The 20747-nt window shown below is 68.0% G+C and carries 12 protein-coding genes and 2 pseudogenes; 7 read left to right on the top strand and 7 right to left on the bottom strand.

Annotation, left to right across the window (positions count from 1 at the left end; genetic code table 11):
- Nucleotides 1-21: 21 nt before the first annotated feature.
- From AC1RJ9_RS23130 to AC1RJ9_RS23115, 4 genes and pseudogenes are all read right to left on the bottom strand, one after another.
- Nucleotides 22-726, bottom strand: a complete 705-nt coding sequence (locus tag AC1RJ9_RS23130; protein WP_492836003.1) for a hypothetical protein — start codon at nt 724-726, stop codon at nt 22-24.
- Nucleotides 727-853: 127 nt separating this feature from the next.
- Nucleotides 854-2761 carry a CocE/NonD family hydrolase gene (locus tag AC1RJ9_RS23125; RefSeq protein WP_492836001.1) on the bottom strand — a complete coding sequence of 636 codons (1908 nt, stop codon included), beginning with the start codon at nt 2759-2761 and terminating at the stop codon, nt 854-856.
- A gap of 122 nt (nt 2762-2883) precedes the next feature.
- Nucleotides 2884-3654, bottom strand: a complete 771-nt coding sequence (locus AC1RJ9_RS23120; protein WP_492835999.1) for a hypothetical protein — start codon at nt 3652-3654, stop codon at nt 2884-2886.
- Between the two features lie 136 nt (nt 3655-3790).
- Nucleotides 3791-4037 (bottom strand): annotated as a pseudogene (locus tag AC1RJ9_RS23115) (hypothetical protein).
- A gap of 23 nt (nt 4038-4060) precedes the next feature.
- Between AC1RJ9_RS23115 and rpsL the strand changes: the two are divergent.
- The 5 genes from rpsL to AC1RJ9_RS23090 all read left to right on the top strand — a co-directional run bounded on the left by rpsL (nt 4061) and on the right by AC1RJ9_RS23090 (nt 9558).
- Nucleotides 4061-4432, top strand: a complete 372-nt coding sequence (gene rpsL / locus AC1RJ9_RS23110; protein ID WP_004624021.1) for a 30S ribosomal protein S12 — start codon at nt 4061-4063, stop codon at nt 4430-4432.
- A 13-nt stretch (nt 4433-4445) separates the two neighbouring features.
- Nucleotides 4446-4919, top strand: a complete 474-nt coding sequence (gene rpsG / locus AC1RJ9_RS23105) for a 30S ribosomal protein S7 (protein ID WP_007661568.1) — start codon at nt 4446-4448, stop codon at nt 4917-4919.
- A gap of 107 nt (nt 4920-5026) precedes the next feature.
- Complete coding sequence (gene fusA, locus AC1RJ9_RS23100; RefSeq protein ID WP_492835996.1) at nt 5027-7105, top strand: elongation factor G; 2079 nt, start codon at nt 5027-5029, stop codon at nt 7103-7105.
- A gap of 118 nt (nt 7106-7223) precedes the next feature.
- Nucleotides 7224-8414 carry an elongation factor Tu gene (gene tuf / locus AC1RJ9_RS23095; RefSeq protein ID WP_492835994.1) on the top strand — a complete coding sequence of 397 codons (1191 nt, stop codon included), beginning with the start codon at nt 7224-7226 and terminating at the stop codon, nt 8412-8414.
- Between the two features lie 166 nt (nt 8415-8580).
- Nucleotides 8581-9558, top strand: a complete 978-nt coding sequence (locus tag AC1RJ9_RS23090) for a sensor histidine kinase (RefSeq protein ID WP_492835992.1) — start codon at nt 8581-8583, stop codon at nt 9556-9558.
- Between the two features lie 126 nt (nt 9559-9684).
- Here the strand turns inward: AC1RJ9_RS23090 and AC1RJ9_RS23085 are convergent, their stop codons facing one another.
- Genes AC1RJ9_RS23085 through AC1RJ9_RS23075 form a run of 3 tightly spaced genes read right to left on the bottom strand, consistent with a single transcriptional unit; the run spans nt 9685 to nt 15406 of the window.
- Nucleotides 9685-12819: an efflux RND transporter permease subunit gene (locus AC1RJ9_RS23085; RefSeq protein WP_492835990.1), complete on the bottom strand. Its 3135-nt coding sequence runs from the start codon at nt 12817-12819 to the stop codon at nt 9685-9687.
- Nucleotides 12819-13919 (bottom strand): efflux RND transporter periplasmic adaptor subunit, encoded by a 1101-nt coding sequence (locus AC1RJ9_RS23080; protein WP_492835988.1) that lies wholly within the window; start codon nt 13917-13919, stop codon nt 12819-12821. The genes AC1RJ9_RS23085 and AC1RJ9_RS23080 overlap by 1 nt, the downstream gene beginning before the upstream one ends.
- Complete coding sequence (locus AC1RJ9_RS23075) at nt 13916-15406, bottom strand: efflux transporter outer membrane subunit (RefSeq protein WP_492835986.1); 1491 nt, start codon at nt 15404-15406, stop codon at nt 13916-13918. Before AC1RJ9_RS23075 ends, AC1RJ9_RS23080 begins: the two co-directional genes overlap by 4 nt.
- 222 nt (nt 15407-15628) lie before the next feature.
- Between AC1RJ9_RS23075 and AC1RJ9_RS23070 the strand changes: the two are divergent.
- A pseudogene (locus tag AC1RJ9_RS23070) lies at nt 15629-18948 on the top strand (TonB-dependent receptor); the annotation flags it as partial.
- 122 nt (nt 18949-19070) lie between these two features.
- Nucleotides 19071-20744, top strand: coding sequence for a M20/M25/M40 family metallo-hydrolase (locus AC1RJ9_RS23065; RefSeq protein WP_492835984.1), 1674 nt, complete (start codon nt 19071-19073; stop codon nt 20742-20744).
- Nucleotides 20745-20747 lie beyond the last annotated feature (3 nt).

Genomic DNA, 20747 nt, shown 5'->3' with positions numbered 1-20747 from the left:
CGCCTTCTCGAACGCTGGCGCCTAGCGCTTGTGGACCGACGCCTCGGGCGTGAACATGCTGCCTTGCAGGGGGATGGCGCAGGGCGAGCGTCCCAACCGCACCGACCCTTGCGTGTCCTTGGGCTTCCGGCCCGGCCCGAACTTGACCGAGCACTTGAGGAACGGGACGTAGACGTGGTCGGGCGTGACGGCTCCTGGCGTCGGGTCGGTCGAGGATAGGCCCGACGGTCCGGCGGCGGCGACCTCATCATAATAGGCGCGCTTGCCGGGATCCATCGGGGCGTCATAGCTCGGCGTCGAGGCCGTCAGCCGGCCGAACTGTTCCTCGCATTGGTCGCGCTCCCGCCGCGACAGCGCCTGGCGCGCGCAGCCAGGACCGGCGCGCAGCGCGGCGCGAACATTGTCGGACATCGGCGCCGGAGCCGCCACGCCGACCGAGGGCTTGGCCGCGACGGCTGTCGCCAGACCGTCGGATAGGCTGGGCGCGATCTCTTTCGCGGGGGCGGCGGCGCGCGGGGTTGCGGATCGTGAGGCGAGCTTCTGTCGCACGACATCGGGCGTCGCCGGCCGAAGCAGCTCGACGGACAGCAGCGCCAGGTCGGGCGCGATATCGAGCAGCGCCGGCGCGGCGGGCCGGGCCAGCCACGCCAGGACGATCACGTGCAGGACGACCGACAGGCCCGCGATGACCCCGAGCCGGCCCAGCCGTCGGCGACCCGCCGTCATCGCAGTTCCGCCCCCTCGGATGATCCGCAGCCCAGGCTTGCGGCGGATCACGGTCCAGTTGTGACGAAAGCTGGGCTTTTTCCGGGTCGGGCGCGACCGAACGGCGGAGGGAGCGGGAAAGCCTGTCCTACTTCCGGCTCACCACCGGCAGCTCGATGTAGGACTCCTCGCCGGCCGCGTGGTGAATGGCGTTGTTGGCGACCACGAACTTGCTTTCCTTCTCGTTGTCGCCGCCGGTGTTCAGGTTGCGGACGAACTTCGGGAAGTTGGACGAGGTGACCTCCACCCGGATGCGGTGGCCGGGCAGGAAGGTGTTGCTGGTGGTGATCGGCGTCGGCTTGACCGCATAGGTCTGGCCGGCCGTCATCATCGCCGGCTTCTCGTAGCTGTCGCGATAGCGGGCCCGCATGATGGTGTCGCCCAGGATGTAGGCCGTGCCGTCCGGCCCGACGTCGACCAGCTTGACGGCGAAGTCGGTGTCCTTGGCGTCCGACGAGACCTTCAGGACCGCGCGGACGAAGCCCGAGACTTCCAGCGGCTCGGTCAGCGGCTCGCTGGTGTAGACCAGTACGTCCTGGCGGGACTCCACCCCGCGCTGGTCGAAGGCGCCGGCGATGACCAGGCCGCCGTTGCAGCAGTCGCCGCCGCCCACGGTCTGGACCGGATTGGCCGGATCATAGGCGTAGCGGTCGGCCTGCTCTCCGGCCCCCGGCGCGGCGGCCGTCAGCTTGCCGTCGCCGGCGAGGCTGTTGGCGCGGCCGCTGGAGCGCAGATAGAGGCGCATCGGGGCCGAGCCCTCCGGCGGCCACTGGGCCGACTGCTTCCAGCTGTTGGCGCCCATCGAATAGTAGCGAACCGGCGGCGTCGACTTCGGGAAGGCGTTGACGTCGCCCTTCAGCCAGCGGTCGAAGAAGGCGTAGACCTCCTTGTCGGCGTCGAAGTTCACCGTGCCCATGTCGCGGTCGCCCGACTTGTAGGGGACCTGCAGCGTGCGGGCGTTGAAGCCGCAGTGGTTGCTGGGCGTGACGATGGCGTACTGGTTGTCGCTGGCTTCCTTGTCCGAGTTCACCGCGCGGGCGTGGTTGAACAGGGCCATGTTCGGGCCGATCGACACGTCGTACCAGGAATTGAACCACAGGGCCGGCACGCCCCAGCCCTTGTCGTCGTGATAGAGGCCGCCCTTGCGCCAGGCCGGGTCGGCCGGGCCGTCGCGGTTGATCAGCTCCTCGAACGTGCCCTTGGGCTCGCCCAGGTCCTGCAGCATCTCGTTGACCGGCAGGTGGCGGATCTGGCTGGGCCAGTTCACCTCGGGCTTCTTGGCCTCCAGGTCATTGTATTTGGCCAGGCGGGCGATGGTCTTGGAGTCCAGGCCCTTGGGCGGCTGAGCGCGCAGCGGATTGTCGACGCCGTACAGCCACACGAAGAACAGGTTGCGCGGCACGCCGCCGGTGTACCAGTTGCCCTGCTCCTGGAACTCGCCGACCTTGCCGATGCCGGCGCCCGAGGATTGCGGGACCATGGCGGCGTGGGCCGGGTGGTTCTGGCCGGCCAGGGCCAGCTGCCATTCGGCCGTCGACGAGCAGCCGCGCGTGCCGACCTTGCCGTTCGACCAGCTCTGCTTGGCGATCCAGGTCAGGGTGTCGTAGCCGTCGGTCTGCGGATGGCCGAGGATCTCCCACTCGCCTTCGGAGTAGTAGCGGCCGCGCTCGTTCTGCAGCACCAGGGCGTAGCCGTGCTTGATGGCGTCCAGCGCGTTACGCGTGGTCCCCGCCTTGTAGGGCATCTCGTTATAGGGCGTCTTGATCAGGATGGTCGGCAGCGGCCCGGTCGCGCCCTTGGGGCGATAGACGTGGGTCGCCAGCCGCACCCCGTCGCGCATCGGCGCCATGACGTACAGCTGCACGTCGGCCTTGGCGGCCAGCTCCTTGTCGAGCGCGGCGTCGGAAAACTGCGAATAGTCCTGGGCCAGAACCGCCGACGGAGCCGTCGACGTGGCCAGGATCAGCGCGGCGCACAGTGAAGCCGAAAAACGCATGACGTCCCCTCACAACCAAGGCGCGCCCCTTGAGCCCGCGCGCCAACCTGGCGGTGAGGGTATTCCGGGGGCGTACGGAGGAAACCCCTTTTTAGCGCCCTCTTTCTCAGCGCCCCCCTCTTTCAGCGCTGGTCGTTGTCGCGCGAGCGCTGCTTCTCGCGGGCGTCGGCCTTGTCGTAGTCGCGCAGCTGCTTGAGGCGCTGCTGCTGAGCGTTGCGGGTGCGGCCCAGGCCGTCCTGCTCGGCGCCGAGCACGAAGGGGATCTCCTTCATCGTCCCGGGCTGGTCCTTGCTGCGATGGTCGACGCCGGGACCCATCGGCGCTTCGTCGAACTTGCGGGCCAGCTCCTGCATGATCGATTGGGCCTCGAATTCGCGCGCCTTGGCCGCGTTCATCGGGCCGGCATAGGTCCCGCGCGGCGGGGCGGCGCCGAAGCGCTCGTCGCACTTCTCGCGCTCGCGGCGGTTCAGGCCGACGGCGTCGGCGCTGACGCAGCCCGTGGGGCTGCCCCGCAGGGCCGTGCGCAGGTCGCCGGCGCCTTCGCCCGGCAGCGGCGCGGGACGGATCGCGGTCCCAGGTCGGGCGATTCCCGTGGCGGGAACCGACAGGACCGGAACGCCGGCCGGGGCGGTCCGCGCCGGCGCGCGCACCTGGAAAGGCAGGGCGGGCGAGGGCGCCGCGGTCGCCGCCGAGGCTGGCGCGGGGCGGGGCTCCGGACGTGTCTCGGGAACGGGACGCTGCAGGTCCAGCGTCATCACCGACAGGTCGTCGGCGACCATGTTTTCCAGCAGAGGCCGCGCGGGAATCGCCAGCCAGGCCAGCAGCGCCACGTGCAGCAGCAACGATCCGGCGAGAATCGTCGCCCGGCGTTGATTGTCCCTGCTGCGCCTCACGCTGACCCTCACCCGGCCTCCCCAGCCTTGCCTCCGCCCTCCCCACGTGGTGTGCGAGGCCGGCGAGACAAGGCGCTCCATCCGGACGCGAGCCTGCACAGCTTGCGGTGGCGAAATCTTGGCCTTGGCGGGCGGCTTAAGGCGGCGTTAACCGGCGCGGGAACAGGCGGTTGACGTTGAGCCCCTTCGCGAGTAAATACCGCGCTCTTTTTCGAGGCGGTCGTTCGCGTCCGTTCCGATGAGCTTCCGTCCTCGCGGGCGGAGAACCCGCCGGTGTGCTTCCCGCGCCCCGGCGAGTTTCGTGTTTATCGGGTCTCCAAGCGGAGCCTTGAACCAAGAACAACAAAGACAAGGACCTGAAGCGCCCCGGCCGAAAGGCACACGCTTCCATCAGAGCAGAGACTTAATGCCTACCATTAACCAGCTCATCCGTAAGCCGCGCTCCCCGAAGCCGGTCCGGAACAAGGTGCCCGCCCTGAAGGGCTGCCCCCAACGTCGCGGCGTTTGCACGCGCGTCTACACCACGACCCCGAAGAAGCCGAACTCGGCTCTGCGTAAGGTCGCCAAGGTCCGTCTGACCACCGGCATCGAAGCCGTGTGCTACATCCCGGGCGAAGGTCACAACCTGCAGGAGCACTCGGTGGTGCTCATCCGCGGCGGCCGCGTCAAGGATTTGCCCGGCGTCCGTTATCACATCCTGCGCGGCGTCCTCGACACCCAAGGTGTCAAGGATCGTAAGCAGCGTCGTTCGCTCTACGGCGCCAAGCGTCCGAAGTAAGGAATAGAAGAAGATGTCCCGCCGCCGTCGCGCCGAGAAACGCCAAGTCCTGCCGGATCCCAAGTTTGGGGACCTGATCGTCACGAAGTTCATGAACTACGTGATGTACGAGGGCAAAAAAGCCGTCGCCGAAAACATCATCTATGGTGCTTTCGACATCCTGGAAAACAAGCGCAAGGACCAAGGTCCGCTTGAGACCTTCCACTCCGCTCTGGACAACGTCGCCCCGGCGATCGAAGTCCGGTCGCGCCGCGTTGGCGGCGCCACCTACCAAGTGCCGGTTGAAGTCCGTCCGGACCGTCGCCGCGCCCTGGCCATCCGTTGGCTGGTGACCGCCGCTCGCAAGCGCGGTGAAAACACCATGACCGAAAAGCTGGCTGGTGAGCTGCTCGACGCTTCGAACAACCGCGGCACCGCCGTGAAGAAGCGCGAAGACACCCACAAGATGGCTGAAGCCAACCGGGCGTTCTCGCACTATCGCTGGTAAGCTTTTCGCGACCAGCACTCTTTCAGGCGCGGGTGGTTTGCGATAAACCGCCCGCGCCGCACGTTTAAATGTCCCTGCCTCACCGCAGCGCTACGCAGAGCTTCATCATGGCCCGCCAGCATAAAATCGAAGATTACCGTAACTTCGGCATCATGGCGCACATCGACGCCGGTAAGACCACGACGACCGAGCGGATCCTGTATTACACGGGTAAGTCGCACAAGATCGGCGAAGTCCACGATGGCGCGGCCACCATGGACTGGATGGAGCAGGAGCAGGAACGCGGCATCACGATCACGTCGGCCGCGACGACCGCTTTCTGGAACGGCAAGCGTCTGAACATCATCGACACCCCCGGGCACGTCGACTTCACCATCGAAGTCGAACGCTCGCTGCGCGTGCTCGACGGCGCCGTGACGGTGCTGGACGGCAACGCCGGCGTCGAGCCGCAGACGGAAACCGTCTGGCGCCAGGCCGACAAGTACAAGGTTCCGCGTATCGTCTTCGTCAACAAGATGGACAAGATCGGCGCCGACTTCGACAAGTCGGTGGAATCGATCCGTGACCGTCTGGGCGCCAAGGCCGTGCCGATCCAATTCCCGATCGGTTCGGAAACGAACCTGAAGGGCCTCGTGGACCTGGTCCGCATGAAGGCCGTGGTCTGGGACAACGACGCCCTGGGCGCGAACTTCCGCGACGAGGAAATCCCCGCCGACCTGATGGACAAGGCGATCGAAGCCCGCGCCTATCTGGTCGAGAACGCCGTCGAACTCGACGACGAAGCGATGGAAGCCTATCTCGGCGGCGAAGAGCCCTCGGAAGAAGTCATCAAGAAGTGCCTGCGCAAGGCCGTTCTGACCGGCGCCTTCTATCCGATCCTCTGCGGCTCGGCCTTCAAGAACAAGGGCGTGCAGACGCTGCTGGACGCCGTCGTCGACTACCTGCCGTCGCCGCTGGACATCCCGCCGACCAAGGGCATCGACTTCAAGACCGAAGAAGAGATCGTGCGTCACGCCTCGGACGAAGAGCCGCTTTCGGTTCTGGCGTTCAAGATCATGGACGACCCCTTCGTCGGTTCGCTGACCTTCTGCCGCATCTATTCGGGCAAGCTGGAAACCGGCATGTCGCTGCTGAACGCCACGCGCGACAAGCGCGAGCGCGTCGGCCGCATGCTGCTCATGCACTCGAACAACCGTGAAGACATCAAGGAAGCCTTCGCCGGCGACATCGTCGCCCTGGCTGGCCTGAAGGAAACCCGCACGGGTGACACCCTGTGCGATCCGCTGAAGTCGCCGGTCATCCTCGAGCGCATGGAATTCCCGGCCCCGGTCATCGAGATCGCAGTCGAGCCCAAGTCGAAGGCCGACCAGGAGAAGCTGGGCGTCGCCCTGCAGAAGCTGGCCGCCGAGGATCCGTCCTTCACCGTCTCGACCGACTTCGAGTCGGGCCAGACGATCCTGAAGGGCATGGGCGAGCTGCACCTCGACATCAAGATCGACATCCTGAAGCGCACCTACAAGGTGGAAGCCAACATCGGCGCGCCGCAGGTGGCCTATCGTGAATCGCTGGGCCGCAAGGTCGACATCGACTACACGCACAAGAAGCAGACCGGTGGTACGGGCCAGTTCGCCCGCGTCATGATCACCTTCGAACCGGGCGAGCCGGGTTCGGGCTTCGTGTTCGAAAACGCGATCGTCGGCGGCGCCGTGCCGAAGGAATACATCCCCGGCGTCCAAAAGGGCCTGGAATCGGTCAAGGACAACGGCCTGCTGGCCGGCTTCCCGCTGATCGACTTCAAGGCGACCCTGACGGACGGCAAGTTCCACGACGTCGACTCGTCGGTCCTGGCCTTCGAAATCGCCTCGCGCGCCGCCTTCAAGGAGCTGCGCGAAAAGGGCGCTCCGAAGCTGCTCGAGCCGATCATGAAGGTCGAGGTCGTGACGCCGGAAGAATACCTGGGCTCGGTCATCGGCGACCTGAACAGCCGCCGTGGCATGATCCAGGGTCAGGACATGCGCGGTAACGCGACTGTCGTGAACGCCTACGTGCCGCTGGCCAACATGTTCGGCTACGTAAACACCCTGCGGGGCATGTCGCAAGGCCGCGCCCAGTTCAGCATGGTCTACGACCACTACGATCCGGTGCCGCAACACGTCGCCGACGAAGTGATCAAGAAGTACGCCTAAGCTTTTCTCAACGAAAAGCGTGGGTTAGAGATCGAGAGGGTTCCTTGGAACCCTCTCGCCAACACCCCAGAAGTCCCACCTATTTTGAAGGCCCCTCTGGGGTCCTGGAGCTAAGAAGATGGCCAAGGAAAAGTTCGAACGCACTAAGCCGCACTGCAACATCGGCACGATTGGTCACGTTGACCATGGCAAGACGACGCTGACGGCGGCGATCACGATCACGCTGGCGAAGACGGGCGGCGCGACCGCCAAGAACTACGCCGACATCGACGCCGCGCCGGAAGAAAAGGCCCGCGGCATCACGATCAACACCGCGCACGTCGAGTACGAGACGGCCAACCGTCACTACGCGCACGTCGACTGCCCCGGCCACGCCGACTACGTGAAGAACATGATCACGGGCGCGGCCCAGATGGACGGCGCGATCCTGGTCGTGTCGGCCGCCGACGGCCCGATGCCGCAGACCCGCGAGCACATCCTGCTGGCCCGTCAGGTCGGCGTGCCGGCTCTGGTGGTGTTCATGAACAAGGTCGACATGGTCGACGACGAAGAGCTGCTGGAGCTCGTCGAAATGGAAGTGCGCGAGCTGCTGAGCTCGTACCAGTTCCCGGGCGACGATATCCCGATCGTCAAGGGTTCGGCCCTGGCCGCCGTCGAAGGCCGTGATCCGGCCATCGGCGAAGACCGCATCAACGAACTGATGACCCAGGTCGACGCCTACATCCCGCAGCCGGAACGCCCCGTTGACCTGCCGTTCCTGATGCCGGTCGAAGACGTGTTCTCGATCTCGGGCCGCGGCACCGTGGTCACGGGTCGTATCGAAAAGGGCGTCGTGAAGGTCGGCGAGGAAGTCGAAATCGTCGGCATCCGTCCGGTCCAGAAGACGACCTGCACGGGCGTCGAAATGTTCCGCAAGCTGCTGGACCAAGGTCAAGCCGGCGACAACGTGGGCGTGCTGCTGCGCGGCACCAAGCGTGAAGACGTCGAGCGCGGCCAGGTTCTCTGCAAGCCGGGCTCGATCACCCCGCACACCAAGTTCGTGGCCGAGGCCTACATCCTGAACAAGGAAGAAGGCGGCCGTCACACCCCGTTCTTCACCAACTACCGTCCGCAGTTCTACTTCCGCACGACCGATGTCACCGGCATCATCAAGCTGAAGGAAGGCGTGGAAATGATCATGCCGGGCGACAACGCCGAGCTGGACGTCGAGCTGATCACCCCGATCGCCATGGACCAAGGCCTGCGCTTCGCCATCCGCGAAGGCGGCCGCACGGTCGGCGCCGGCGTGGTCGCGAAAATCGTCGAGTAATCGACCTTCTTCAGCACGCGCTGAACTGATCTAAGCGAAGGCCCCGGAGAGCGATCTCCGGGGCCTTTTGCTTGGGCCGGTGGGCGATGAGGCCCCTGTGTCGGGTCGTTTGCTTGACGCGCCGCGAGCTTTGCCGCATCGGGGTCCGTCAGCAGGGGGCTTGGCGATGGGAGCGTTCATTCGCGGCAAGCCGGCGGGCTACGGGTTCGCGGTGCTCGCGGCCCTGGCGGCCTGGGCGCTGCGCCTGGCGCTGAACGACTGGTTCCCGCCCGGCTTTCCCTATCTGACCTTCTTTCCGGCCGTGGTCATCACCGCCTATTTCGCGGGTCTGCGGCCGGCGATCCTGTGCGCGGTCCTGTCCGGCGTGGCGGCCTGGTACTATTTCATCCCGCCGTACCGCACGTTCCACATCAACTTTTCGACCAGCGTGGCCCTGGCGTTCTACGCCTTCGTGGTGGTGATCGACATCTTCTTCATCGACGGCATGCGCCGGGCGCTGCGTCAGCTGGAGGAGGAGCGCGCGCGCTACGCCGCCTTGGCCGAGAGCCGGGACCTGCTGTATCGCGAGCTGCACCATCGGGTCAGCAACAACATCCAGGTCGTGGGCTCGCTGCTGCGGCTGCAGGCCGCCGGCATGGCCGACGAGGACGCCCGCCACGCCCTGAACGAGGCCGGCGGCCGGATCGCCTTGATCGCCAGCATCCAGCGAGAGTTGCACAACGCCGTCGGCGAGCCCGCGCCCTTCCGCGCCTTCGCCGAGGTCGTCCTGAACGAGGCCTCGCAGGCGGCCGGCGCGAAGGTCGTCCTGACCATCGAGGGCGGCGACCGGCCGCTGCACCCCGACCAGGCCACGCCGGTCACCCTGGTCATGCTGGAGAGCTTCAACAACGCGCTGGAGCACGGCTTCGGGGAAGCCCGCTCGGGACAGGTGCGTGTCGATCTCGACCAGTCCGGCGACACTCACGTCCTGACGGTCCGCGACGACGGGGCCGGCCCGCCCGACGGCTTCGATCCGGCCAACTCCAGGAGTCTCGGCCTGCGCATCGTCCGCGCCATGGCCCAGCAGCTGAACGGCAAGTTCGAGATGGCGCGCGAGGGGGCGTGGACCGTGTGCCGGCTGAGCTACGCGCCAAGGGCGGAGTAGGGTTCCCTCCCCCTTGATGGGGGAGGGTAGGGTGGGGGTGATGCTGCGTCAGATGCAGCGCGAGGCCGCCAATTCAGCAGGTCACCCCCATCCCCAACCCTTCCCCCATCGAGGGGGAAGGGAGAATCACAGCCGATCCGCCCGAGCCGCCTGGCCCTCCGCAGCCTCCCGCGGCGTGATCATGCGGGACAGCTTTGGCCTCAGCCACATCTCGATGTCGTCGACGATCTCGTAGACCACCGGCACCAACACCAGCGACAGCACGGTCGAGGTGATCAGGCCGCCGATCACGGCCACGGCCATGGGCTGGCGGAACTCCGAGCCGGTGCCGATGCCCATGGCGGTCGGCAGCATGCCGGCCATCATGGCCAGGGTGGTCATGACGATCGGCCGGGCCCGCTCGTGGCAGGCGTCGAGAATGGCCTCGCGCTGGCTCATGCCGTCGCGCTCCTGCTCGATGGCGTACTCGACCAGCAGGATCGAGTTCTTGGCCGCCAGGCCCATCAGCATCAGGAAGCCGATCAGCGACGGCATCGACAGCGACTGGCCGGTGACCAGCAGGGCGAAGAACGCGCCGCCGATCGCCAGCGGCAGGGCCGACAGGATGGTGATCGGCTTGAAGAAGCTGCGGAACAGCAGCACCAGCACGCCGAACACCAGGCCCACCGCCGACAGCAGCGCCACCGCGAAGCCGGTGAACAGCTCCACGAAGGCCTCCTGGTCGCCGGCCGAGGCCGGGCCGACACCCTCGGGCAGCTTCGTCATGGTCGGCAGCTTGGCGACGTCCGTCATCGCCTGGCCCAGCTGGGCGCCGTTGTTGAGGTCGGCCTCGATGGTCACCTGCCGCTTGCGGGCGAAGCGGTCGATCTTGGCCGGGCCGGCCTGGAACGACAGGTCGGCCACATTATCCAATCGCGTTGTACCGCCGCTGGCGGTCGGCACGCGCAGGGCGCCCAGGGCGTCCAGGTCGCGGCGGCTGTCGGCCGGCAGGCGCACGCGGATCGGGATCCGTCGCTCGCCTTGGGTCATCTTGGCGACGTTGGCGTCGATGTCGCCGACCGTGGCCACGCGGGCGATGGCGGCGATATCGGCCGAGTTGACGCCGAGGCGCGCGGCCTCGTCGGCCTTGGGGCGGATCAGGATCTCCGGGCCGCTGGGCGGGGATGACGGACGCGGATCGGCGACGGTGGAGAGCTTCTGCATCTCGCGCTCGATCTGGGCGGCCGTGCGTTCCAGCAGTGGGCCGTCTTCGGAGATCAGGATGGTCTGGACCTCCGACGTCCCCCAGTCGCCCAGCAGGTTCACCCGGGCGTCGGGAATGTCGTGCAGGCCGTTGCGGACCTCCTGCTTGATCTCGGTGACCGTCTGCTTGCGATCGCCGTTCAGCACGATGGTGATGGTGGCGTCACGGATGTCGGCGCCGCTCTGGCCGCCCCAGCCGCTGCCGATGTTCGAACCGACCTGGGCGAAGACGTGGGCCACTTCCGGGCGCTTGCGGAACATGGTCGTCACCGATTGAACCGTGCGCTCCATGTCGGCGACGGTGGCGCCGGGCGGACCCTGGACCTTCAGATAGTAGTAGTTGTTGTTGGCCGCCGGCTGGAAGGCGGTGGGCAACAGGCCCGCCAGCATGATCGAGCCGATGAAGATCAGGCCGCCGATGGCGCAGGCCAGGATTCGGTGATCCAGCGACCAGTCCAGCACGCCGCGATAGAAGCCCTTGAAGTCCTTGCGCGGGTGCGGGGTCTTGGCGGGCTTGAGGAAATAGGCGGCCAGCAGCGGGGTCAGCAGGCGGGCCACGACCAGCGAGAACAGCACGGCCACGGCCACCGTCAGGCCGAATTCCTTGAAGAACTGGCCGGGCGTGCCGGGCATGTAGGATACCGGCACGAACACCGCCACGATGGTGAAGGTGGTGGCCACGACCGCCAGGCCGATGGCGTCGGCGCCGTCGATCGCCGCCTGGAACGGACGTTGTCCGCGCGCCACGCGTTTCTCGATGTTCTCGATCTCGACCACGGCGTCGTCGACCAGGATGCCGATGACCAGGGTCAGGGCCAGAAGGGTCACGACGTTCAGCGAGAAGCCCATGATCGCCATGAAGGCGAAGGTGGGCACCAGCGACACCGGCATGGCGATGGCGGTGATCAGGGTGGCGCGCCACTCGCGCAGGAACAGGAACACCACCAGCGAGGCCAGCAGCATGCCTTCAAGCAGGGTGTGCTCGGTGGCCGCGAAGCTGGCGCGGGTCTCGTCGACGGTCGAGAAGATCTTCACGAACGACACGCCGGCCTGCTTTTGGGCCAACTTATCGATAGCTTGCTTGACGTTGTCCTCGACGGCGACGTCGCTGGAGTCGCGGGTCTTCATCACCTGGAAGGCGACGACCGGCCGGCCGTCCAGGCGGGCGAAGCCACGCTGTTCTTCCGAGCCTTCGCCCACCTGGGCCACGTCGGTAAGCTTGACGTAGCGGCCGCCGGCGATCGGGATGGTGATCTGGCGCAGCTGCTCGACGGTGGTCGCCGCGCCCAGCACGCGCAGGGTCTGCTCGCGACCGCCGACATTGGCGCGGCCGCCGGGGGCGTCGACGCTGAAGCTGGCCAGGGCCTGGTTCAGCTGCGGGGCGGTGACCCCGAACGAGGCCATGCGGTCCGGGTCGAGGATGACATTGATCTCGCGATCGACGCCGCCGACGCGGGCCACCTGGGCCACGCCCTTTTCGCCCTGCAGGGCGCGGGTGACCGTGTCATCGATGAACCACGACAGCTCGGTCGAACTCATGTTCGGGGCCGAGACGGCGTAGGTGATGATCGGGGCGCTGGTGATCTCCAGCCGCTGGACGATCGGCTCGTCCACCTCGCGGGGCAGCAGCGAACGGGTCTGGTCGACCTTGGAGCGCACCTCGTCGGTGACCTTCTGCAGGTCCTCGCCGAGATTGAATTCGATCGTGGTGGTCGAGGCGCCCTGGACCACCGACGAGCGGATGGTCTTGACGTTGGAGATGCTGGCCACCGCGTCCTCGATGGGGCGGGTGACCTGGGTCTCCATCTCGCCGGGCGCGGCGCCGCTCTGGGTGACCGTCACGGTCACGGCCGGGAATTCGACGTTGGGGAACTGCTTGATCGGCAGGCCCAGATAGCAGCCGATGCCGGCGATCATCAGGGCGATAAACAGCACCGCGACCGGGATCGGGTTGCGGATCGCCCAGGCCGAGATCTTCAGTTCGCCGGTCTTGTGTCCGGGCTTTTGTTCAGCGGCCATCAGCGGGCCGCCTGCTGGGCCGAAGCGGGGGCGGGGCGCACCACGTCGCCGTCGGTGACGAAGGACGCGCCGCCCAGGACGATGCGCGTGCCGGCGGGCGGCCCCTGGACCAGCTGAGCCCAGCCGCCGCCCTTCCGGCCGACCTTCACGCCGACCATGTGGGCGCGGTTGTCGCCGTCGACCGTCATCACGAACAGGCCGTCGGCCTCATAGCGGATGGCGGATTCCGGGATGGCGGTCACCGCCGCGCCCGAGGCCCCGAAGGTGGCGCGGCCGAAGCCGCCGGGACGCAGGTCCGGACGCACGGGCAGGCGCACGCGAACCTTGCCCAGGCGGCTCCCGCTATCGACGCGCGGGCTGATCAGACGCACGACGCCCGAGATCGACTGGCCGCCGGGCAGGGACACTTGAGCCGCCTGGCCCTCGCGGATGCCGGCCAGGTCGGCTTCATTGACCTCGGCGTCCAGCTCGACCAGGCCGTCGCGGGCGATGGTGAACCACGGGGTCGTCCCGCCGCCGGCGATCTGGCCCGGCTGCACGCCGCGCGACAGCACCCGGCCGCTGACCGGCGAGGTGATGGTCATGCGCGCGGCGCGGGTGCGCAGCTCTTTCAGCGCCGCCTCCTGGGCCTTGGCCTGGTAGCGGCGGGTCTCGATCTGCTCCTGGGACAGGATGCCCTGGCCGTCGAGGCCGGAGACACGGGCCGCTTCGGCCTGGGCCTGGGCGGTGACGGCCGCCTGCTGCTCGACCTGGGCCCGCAGCAGGGTGTCGTCCAGCTGGACCAGAGGCTGGCCGGCCCGGACCCAGTCGCCCTCGTCGGCATAGAGCCGCGCGACGCGGTAGCCGGTCAGCTCCGAGCCGACGGCGGCTTCCTCGCGCGAGACCAGCAGGCCCGAGGCCTCGACCCCGCCGCCCAGCGGCCGGGTCTCGACGCTGCCGATGCTGACCGTGCGGGCCTGGGCGGCGGCGGCGGTCTTGGCGGAGGCTTCCTTGTCCTTCTTGCCGCCACAGGCGGTGAGGCCGGTTCCCGCGACAAGGAGGGCGCCGCAGACCAGGGCGGTGGCGATCGGAGAGCGGGTCGTCATCGGGGCGGGTCTCATTGGGCGGAAGGCTTGCTGGGAATGGACGCGGGCGACCAGCCGCCGCCGAGCGCCTTGTAGGTCTGGACGGCGCGCTGCAGCGCCTGGGTCTGGGCCCCGGTCAGGGCCGTGCGGGCTCCACGCCAGGACTGCTCGGCCTGCAAGGCCGTGGTCAGGTCGGTCAGGCCCATGGCGTAGCCCTTGCGGCTGGCCTCGTAGGCCACGGCGGCGCGGCGCTCGCCGGCGGCCAGCAGGGTCACGCGGCGCTCGTCGGCGTCCTGTTGCACGAGGGCGCTCTCGGTCTCGCCGAAGGCCCTCTGGACGGTCTGCTCATAGGTCACGGCGGCCTGCTCGACCTGGGCGCCGCTGACCTTGATGTCGGACATCAGCTTGGGGATGTTCAGCACCGGGATCGACAGGTTCGCCCCAAGGGTCCAGGCCGAGCTGGTGGTGGAGACGGCCGAGCCGGCCTGCAGGAAGCTGGGATTGATCGACTTGGAGATCCCGACGCCGGGCGTCAGGGTCAGGGTCGGGAACAGGGCCAGCTCGCTGATGTTCAGATTGCCCGAGGCGGCGGCCAGGCGGGCGGCGGCCTCGCGGATGTCGGGGCGGCGGGCCAGCAGCTCGGCCGGGGCGGCGGCCGGGACCGGCGGGGCCTTGGCCAGGATCGGTTCGACCGGCAGGCTGGCCAGCGGATCGACGCCCTTGCCGACCAGGATCAGCAGGCCGCGGCGCGAGGCCTGAAGTTGGGCTTCCAGCTGGGCGACCTGGGCCTGGGCCTGGGCCAGGTCGGCGGCCGTGCGGTCGCCTTCCGAGGTGGCGGACAGGCCCCGGCGGCCCTTCTCGTCGGAGACCTTGAACAGGTTCTCGGCGATGGTGGCGTTGGCGCGGGCGTCCTCCAGCTGCACGGCGTAGCCGCGCGCCTCGAAGTAGGACTGGGCGACATTGGCCGCCAGCGCGGCGCGGGCGCCTTCGTAAGCGAATCGGGCGGCGGCCAGGTCGTTGTCGACCACGCGGCGGGCGGCGCTGCGCCGGCCGATCAGGTCCAGCTCCCAGGAGACGTCGAACTCGGCGGAATAGGTCTTGCTGACCCCGCCCTGGGTGAAGCCGCCGGCGCCGCTCTGGTCGATGATGTGGGTGTCGGTGCGCTTGGCCGAGCCGGTCAGCGGGGTCTGCGGGATGTAGATCTGGCGGATCTGGCCCTCCCGCACGGCGCGGGCCTCTTCCAGCCGGGCGGCGGCCAGGCGCGCATCGGGAGCCTGGTCCAGGGCCGTGGTGATCAGATCGTTCAAGACCGGATCGTTGAAGGCGGTCCACCACTGATCCAGAGCCTGAGAGGCCAGCGGCGATCCCGCCGGCGCCTCGAAGGCGGACGGCAGTTTGACGTCGGCCCGGCGCGCGGGGGTGGTGCAGGCCGACAGACCGGCGCCGACGAGCACGGCTGTCGAGACGAGCAGAATGGAAGGCCGGCCTGGACGCCTGGAAGCGCCGGTCTTGGCGAAACGCATAGAGTTCGAATCCGGTTGTTCTCGCCCTGCGGGCGGGACTTGGCGACCAATGGTTTCCCACTTAGGCGCCCCCGCGCCGATGGGAAAGTCCCAGCCCAACGCTTTAGCGAAGCTTATGTTGCGGCGCACGCGTCCTTGGAGCCTTGCGCGGCCATACCGATGGTTGGTGCGACGTGTCGACGCGCCAAAGCGATCCCATGCGGCGGGCGGTTGACGTGAGGCAAAAACATACCGCATCATCGAAACAGATGTTCGAGATCATTTTTCGGCATCCGTGACGGTTACTGAAACCGGCGCAGTACGCGTGGCTTTTCAAGTGTCCGGCCTCCAGGGGAACCAAGGCTTGTCGGCTCCAGAAGGCGCATCGCCAAGTTTCGAAAAAGAACGCACTTCGCGGCGCGCGGGCTTTGGCGCGCGGGCGGCCGCGCGCGCCGAATTCGGGAGACCACCGCCCAGCTGAACGACCCCAATACCCACCAGGGCATCGCGCAGACGATCGGCCCATCAAAAACAATCGAGGGAGGGAAATCATGAGACGAACCAGCTTCCTGCGCGGAGGCTCCTGCCTCGCGCTGGCCTTCGCCCTGACGAGCGGCATGGCGGGCGCGGCGGCGGCCCAGCAGAAACCCAACGACGCGCCGACCGAGGTCGAGGAAGTCGTTGTCACCGGCTCTTTCATCCGGGGGACGCCCGAGGACGCCGCCCTGCCGGTCGACGTCGTTAGCGCCGAGGAACTCCAGAAGCGCGGTTCGCCCTCGACGGTCGAGCTGCTGAAGGCCCTCTCGATCTCCAATGGCGTGCTGGGCGACACCAACCAGTTCGACAGCCGGGCCCAGGGCTCGGAAGGCTCCGGCTCGGTCAACCTGCGCGGCCTGGGCTCGCAGCGCACCCTGGTGCTGCTGAACGGCCGCCGCCTGGCGATCAACCCGTTCGGCCAGGCCGGCGCGGGCATCGTCGACACCAATATCATTCCCGCCGCCGCCATCGGCCGCCTGGAGGTGCTGAAGGACGGCGCCGCGGCGACCTACGGCTCGGACGCCATCGCCGGCGTCGTCAACTTCATCACCAAGAAGAACTTCAACGGCCTGGAAGCGGCCGCCGACTACCGTCACATCGACGGCTCGAAGGGCGACTACGGCGGCAGCCTCACCTGGGGCCAGACGTGGGACAACGGCAACGTCCTGGCCAGCGTGGGCTGGCAGCATCGCTCCAAGCTGTCGGTGGCCGACCGCGACTGGGCCAACAAGTCATACCTCTCAAACCCCGAGGCGGGCTGGTCGGCGGCGGGCAACCCCTCGACCTTCATTCCCCTGGCCAGCACCTCCAGCGGCATGCGCGACCCGGGCTGCTCGGGCCTGGGCGGCTTCGCCGGCTTCAGCGGCCTGACGCCGGTCTGCTACTGGCACTACACGCCGTTCGACAACGTCGTGGAAAAGTCCAACGCGGTTCAGGCCTATGCCGAGGTCAATACCGACCTGTCGGCCAAGACCAAGTTCCACGCCGAGGTGCTGTACGCCCACACCGACGTGCCCGACTGGAACACCTCGCCGTCCTACGCGGCGCTCGCCGTGCCGACGGCGGAAGTGGCGCCGATCGCGGCCCTGGCTGGCCGCTATTTCGTGCCGGCGAGCAATCCGGGGCTCGCGGCCTTCATCGCCGCCAATCCGACGGTGCAACTGAACAGCCTGGCGACGGGGGCGGTGACCACCGCGCCGGGCGCGATCTTCGCTGGCGGGGCGCTGGACGTGGCCAACCGGCCGTTCGGCATCGGCGGTAATCCGAAGTTCGGCTATGGCCCCTCGATCGGCTCGCGCTCCTTCGACGCCTTCCGCGTGTCGGGCGACCTGTCGGGCGAGTTCGAGAACGGCGTCGGCTGGGACATCGCCCTGACCTATTCGCAGGAAGTCGGCATCCGCACCGGCTACGACACCCTGGTCAACCGCTTCGCGCTGGCCTTGCAGGGGCTGGGCGGACCGCTGTGCGACAGCAATCCCACGACCCCCGGCATCCAGGGCACGCCGGGCGTCGGCGGCTGCATGTATTACAACCCCTTCGCCAGCGCGATCCCGTCCAACGTGATCACCGGCGTGGCCAATCCCGGCTACAACGCCACGCTGCAGAACAACAAGGATCTGGTCGACTGGTTCTTCAAGAAGCTGTCGACCAAGCAGTCCTCGCGCCTGTTCGTCGGCGAGGCGGTGCTGAACGGCAAGACCAGCATCACCCTGGCGGGCGGCGACGTCGCCTGGGCCGCCGGCGTGCAGTATCGCCGCACCTACTTCAAGGCCGACTACAACGACATCAGCAACGCCGCGATCAATCCGTGCGTGAACACCCCCGACTTCGGGGTGACCACCTGCACCGGCTCGGCCCGCAACGGCCCCTTCATGTTCCTGGGCGTCGGCAACGAGGCCGATAACCAGAGCGACGTGATGGCCGGCTTCGGCGAGCTGTCCGTGCCGATCACCGACGACTTCCAGGCCCAGTTCGCGGCCCGCTACGAGAAGTACGGCAACGGCATCGGCTCGACCTTCAACCCCAAGGCCTCGCTGCGCTGGCAGGCCATGCCGTGGCTGGCGTTCCGCGCCTCGGCCGGCTCGACCTTCCGGGGGCCGCCGGATCCGCTGACCACCACCACTTCGGTGACCTCGCTGCAGGGCATCCTGGGCGTGTTCCGCGCCGTCGACATCTTCGGCAACCCGAACCTGAAGCCGGAAAAGGCCAAGACCTACAACTTCGGCACGCTATTCAAGGCCGGGGATTTCAAGGCCAGCATCGACTACTTCTACTTCGACTTCAAAAACCCGATCGTCGCCGAGCCGGTGGCGGGCATGGTCGCCTCGCTCTATCCGAACGGCGCGGCCGGGGCGAACAACTGCGCCGACCCGGCCTATGCGGGCCTGGTGTCGCGCTTCACCTTCAACGGCGCCTGCGGGACCCCGACCACCAGCATCGCCCGCCTGCGCACCGCCTATATCAACGGCGCGCCGGTGAAGAACGCCGGCTTCGACTTCTCGGCCGAGTACCGCTTCAGGGAGGTGGCCGGCGGTGACGTCACCCTCGGCGGCAACGCCACCTACATCCAGAAGTACAAGGTCGGCGCCACCGTCGTGGAAGGCGTCACGGTCGAGAAGCCCTTCGACGCCGTGGGCCTGCTGAACTACCAGACCACGGTCGTGCCGATCCCCAAGTGGAAGGGCGACGTCTTCGCCGAATGGAACAGGGGTCCGCATAACCTGCGGCTGTCGGTCCACTACATCGGTTCGTACACCGACCAGCGCACCGCCCCGTTCGCGGCCAACGCCTACAAGGACACCACCGGCGCGGGCGTCACGGTCAGCGCGGGCAAGACGATCAAGAAGCAGATCCTGACGGACCTGGCCTACCGCGTCTTCCTGCCCTGGGACACGACGGCGACCCTGGCGATCACCAACCTGTTCGACAAGGACCCATCCTACGCCCGCCTCGACCTGGGCTACGACCCGTTCACCGGCGATCCGCTGGGCCGCACCTACAAGGTCGGCCTGCGCAAGAAGTTCTAGGTCGCGAACTCCCTCGAGCATGTGGGTAACTTGCGGCGCGCCCTTCGCGGGGCGCGCCGATTTCTTGTGACGGGGGGCGGGATCACGCTACCAATCGTCATCCGTCGATCGAAGGTTCGTCCATGTCCAAAGCCGCTCTCCTCGCCCTGGCCTCAGGCCTGATCCTCGCCAGCGCCGCGGCCCCGGCCCAAGCCCAGGACAGCGGGCCGATCGATCCGGCGCGGCTGTCGGACATCACGCGGGAGCTGGCCTCCGACCGCTTCGCCGGGCGCGCGCCGGGCGGGGAGGGCGAGGCGCCGACGATCGAGTACATCAGCGCCCAGTTCAAGGCGCTGGGCCTGGAGCCGGCCGGCGACAACGGCGCGTGGACGCAGAAGGTGGCGCTGGTCCGCACACGCCTCGATGGCCCGGCGACCCTGACGGTGGTCACCAAGGCCGGCCCCCTGACCCTGAACCAGGGCGAGCAGTCGCAGGTCATGACCCTGCGCCCCGTCGACAAGGTGAAGATCGACAAGGCTCCGCTGGTCTTCGTCGGCTACGGCGTCGCCGCGCCGGAGCGGGCGTGGGACGACTTCAAGGGCGTCGACCTGAAGGGCAAGATCGCCGTGTTCCTGATCGGCGACCCCGACCTGGAGGCCGCGCCGGGCGAGCCCGTGGCCGGCAAGTTCGGCGGTTCCGCCGCCACCTACTACGCCCGCTGGACGTACAAGTACGAGGAGGCCGTGCGGCGCGGGGCGATCGGCGCGCTGATCGTCCACGAGAGCCTGGGCGCAGGCTATGGCTGGACGACGGTCAAGGCCTCGAACGGCGAGGGCTACGACATCGTCCGCGCCGATCCAGCCAAGGACAAGCTGCTCATGCAGGGCTGGATCCAGCGCGACGTGGCGGTCGACCTCTTCAAGCGCTCGGGCCTGGATTTCGAGGCGCTGAAGCGTTCCGCCCGCACCGCCGCCTTCAAGCCCGTCGCGCTGACCGGCGCCAGCCTGTCGGCCGACTACGCCGTCAGCCACCAGGCGACGGACAGCGCCAACGTCCTGGCCCGCCTGCCGGGCGCCAAGCATCCGGACGAAACCGTGGTCTACGCCGCCCACTGGGACGCCTATGGCGTCGGCGCGCCGGACGCTCAAGGCAACACCATCCGGCGCGGCGCCGCCGACGACGCCATCGGCGTGGCCGCGGTGATCGAGGCCGCCCGCGCCTTCACCCAGGGCCCGCGCCCGGAGCGCTCGATCCTGTTCGCCGCCTGGACCGCCGAGGAGCGTGGCCTGCTGGGCTCGGAATACTACGCCAACCACCCCACCGCGCCGCTGGGCAAGACGGTGGCCAACTACACCTTCGACGTGCTGCAGACCGTGGGGCCGGCGCGCGACGTGGTGCTGGTCGGGGCGGGCCAGAACGCGCTGGAGGACGGCCTCGCCGCCCAGGCCGCCAGGCAGGGCCGGACCATCACCCCGGACGCCAAGCCCGAGCGGGCGCTGTTCTACCGCGCCGACCACTTTTCGCTGGCTCGCCGGGGCGTGCCGGTGCTGCTGCTGATGGGCCTGGGCGGCGGGGCGGACCTGATCAAGGGCGGCCGCGCCGCCGGCGACGCCTGGGTCGCCGACTACACCAGCCGCTGCTACCACCAGCCCTGCGACGCCTGGAGCCCCGACTGGGACCTGCGCGGCGCCGCCCAGGACGTCGCTTTGACCTTTGAGGCCGGCAAGGCCCTGGCCAATTCCCGCGACTGGCCGGACTGGAAGGCGGGCTCGGAGTTCAAGGCCATCCGCGCGGAGACGGCGGGGGAGCGGCGATAGGGC

It is taken from the genome of Caulobacter sp. GW822-FHT07D08, assembly GCF_058798735.1.
This window is presented reverse-complemented; position numbering and strand designations above follow the sequence as displayed.

What these genes read in the sequence shown, in the direction of transcription:
- AC1RJ9_RS23130 (WP_492836003.1), bottom strand. Translation starts at nt 726, where the DNA reads ATGACGGCGGGTCGCCGACGGCTGGGCCGGCTCGGGGTCATCGCGGGC.
- AC1RJ9_RS23125 (WP_492836001.1), bottom strand. Translation starts at nt 2,761, where the DNA reads ATGCGTTTTTCGGCTTCACTGTGCGCCGCGCTGATCCTGGCCACGTCG.
- rpsL (WP_004624021.1), top strand. Translation starts at nt 4,061, where the DNA reads ATGCCTACCATTAACCAGCTCATCCGTAAGCCGCGCTCCCCGAAGCCG.
- rpsG (WP_007661568.1), top strand. Translation starts at nt 4,446, where the DNA reads ATGTCCCGCCGCCGTCGCGCCGAGAAACGCCAAGTCCTGCCGGATCCC.
- fusA (WP_492835996.1), top strand. Translation starts at nt 5,027, where the DNA reads ATGGCCCGCCAGCATAAAATCGAAGATTACCGTAACTTCGGCATCATG.
- tuf (WP_492835994.1), top strand. Translation starts at nt 7,224, where the DNA reads ATGGCCAAGGAAAAGTTCGAACGCACTAAGCCGCACTGCAACATCGGC.
- AC1RJ9_RS23090 (WP_492835992.1), top strand. Translation starts at nt 8,581, where the DNA reads ATGGGAGCGTTCATTCGCGGCAAGCCGGCGGGCTACGGGTTCGCGGTG.
- AC1RJ9_RS23085 (WP_492835990.1), bottom strand. Translation starts at nt 12,819, where the DNA reads ATGGCCGCTGAACAAAAGCCCGGACACAAGACCGGCGAACTGAAGATC.
- AC1RJ9_RS23080 (WP_492835988.1), bottom strand. Translation starts at nt 13,919, where the DNA reads ATGAGACCCGCCCCGATGACGACCCGCTCTCCGATCGCCACCGCCCTG.
- AC1RJ9_RS23075 (WP_492835986.1), bottom strand. Translation starts at nt 15,406, where the DNA reads ATGCGTTTCGCCAAGACCGGCGCTTCCAGGCGTCCAGGCCGGCCTTCC.
- AC1RJ9_RS23065 (WP_492835984.1), top strand. Translation starts at nt 19,071, where the DNA reads ATGTCCAAAGCCGCTCTCCTCGCCCTGGCCTCAGGCCTGATCCTCGCC.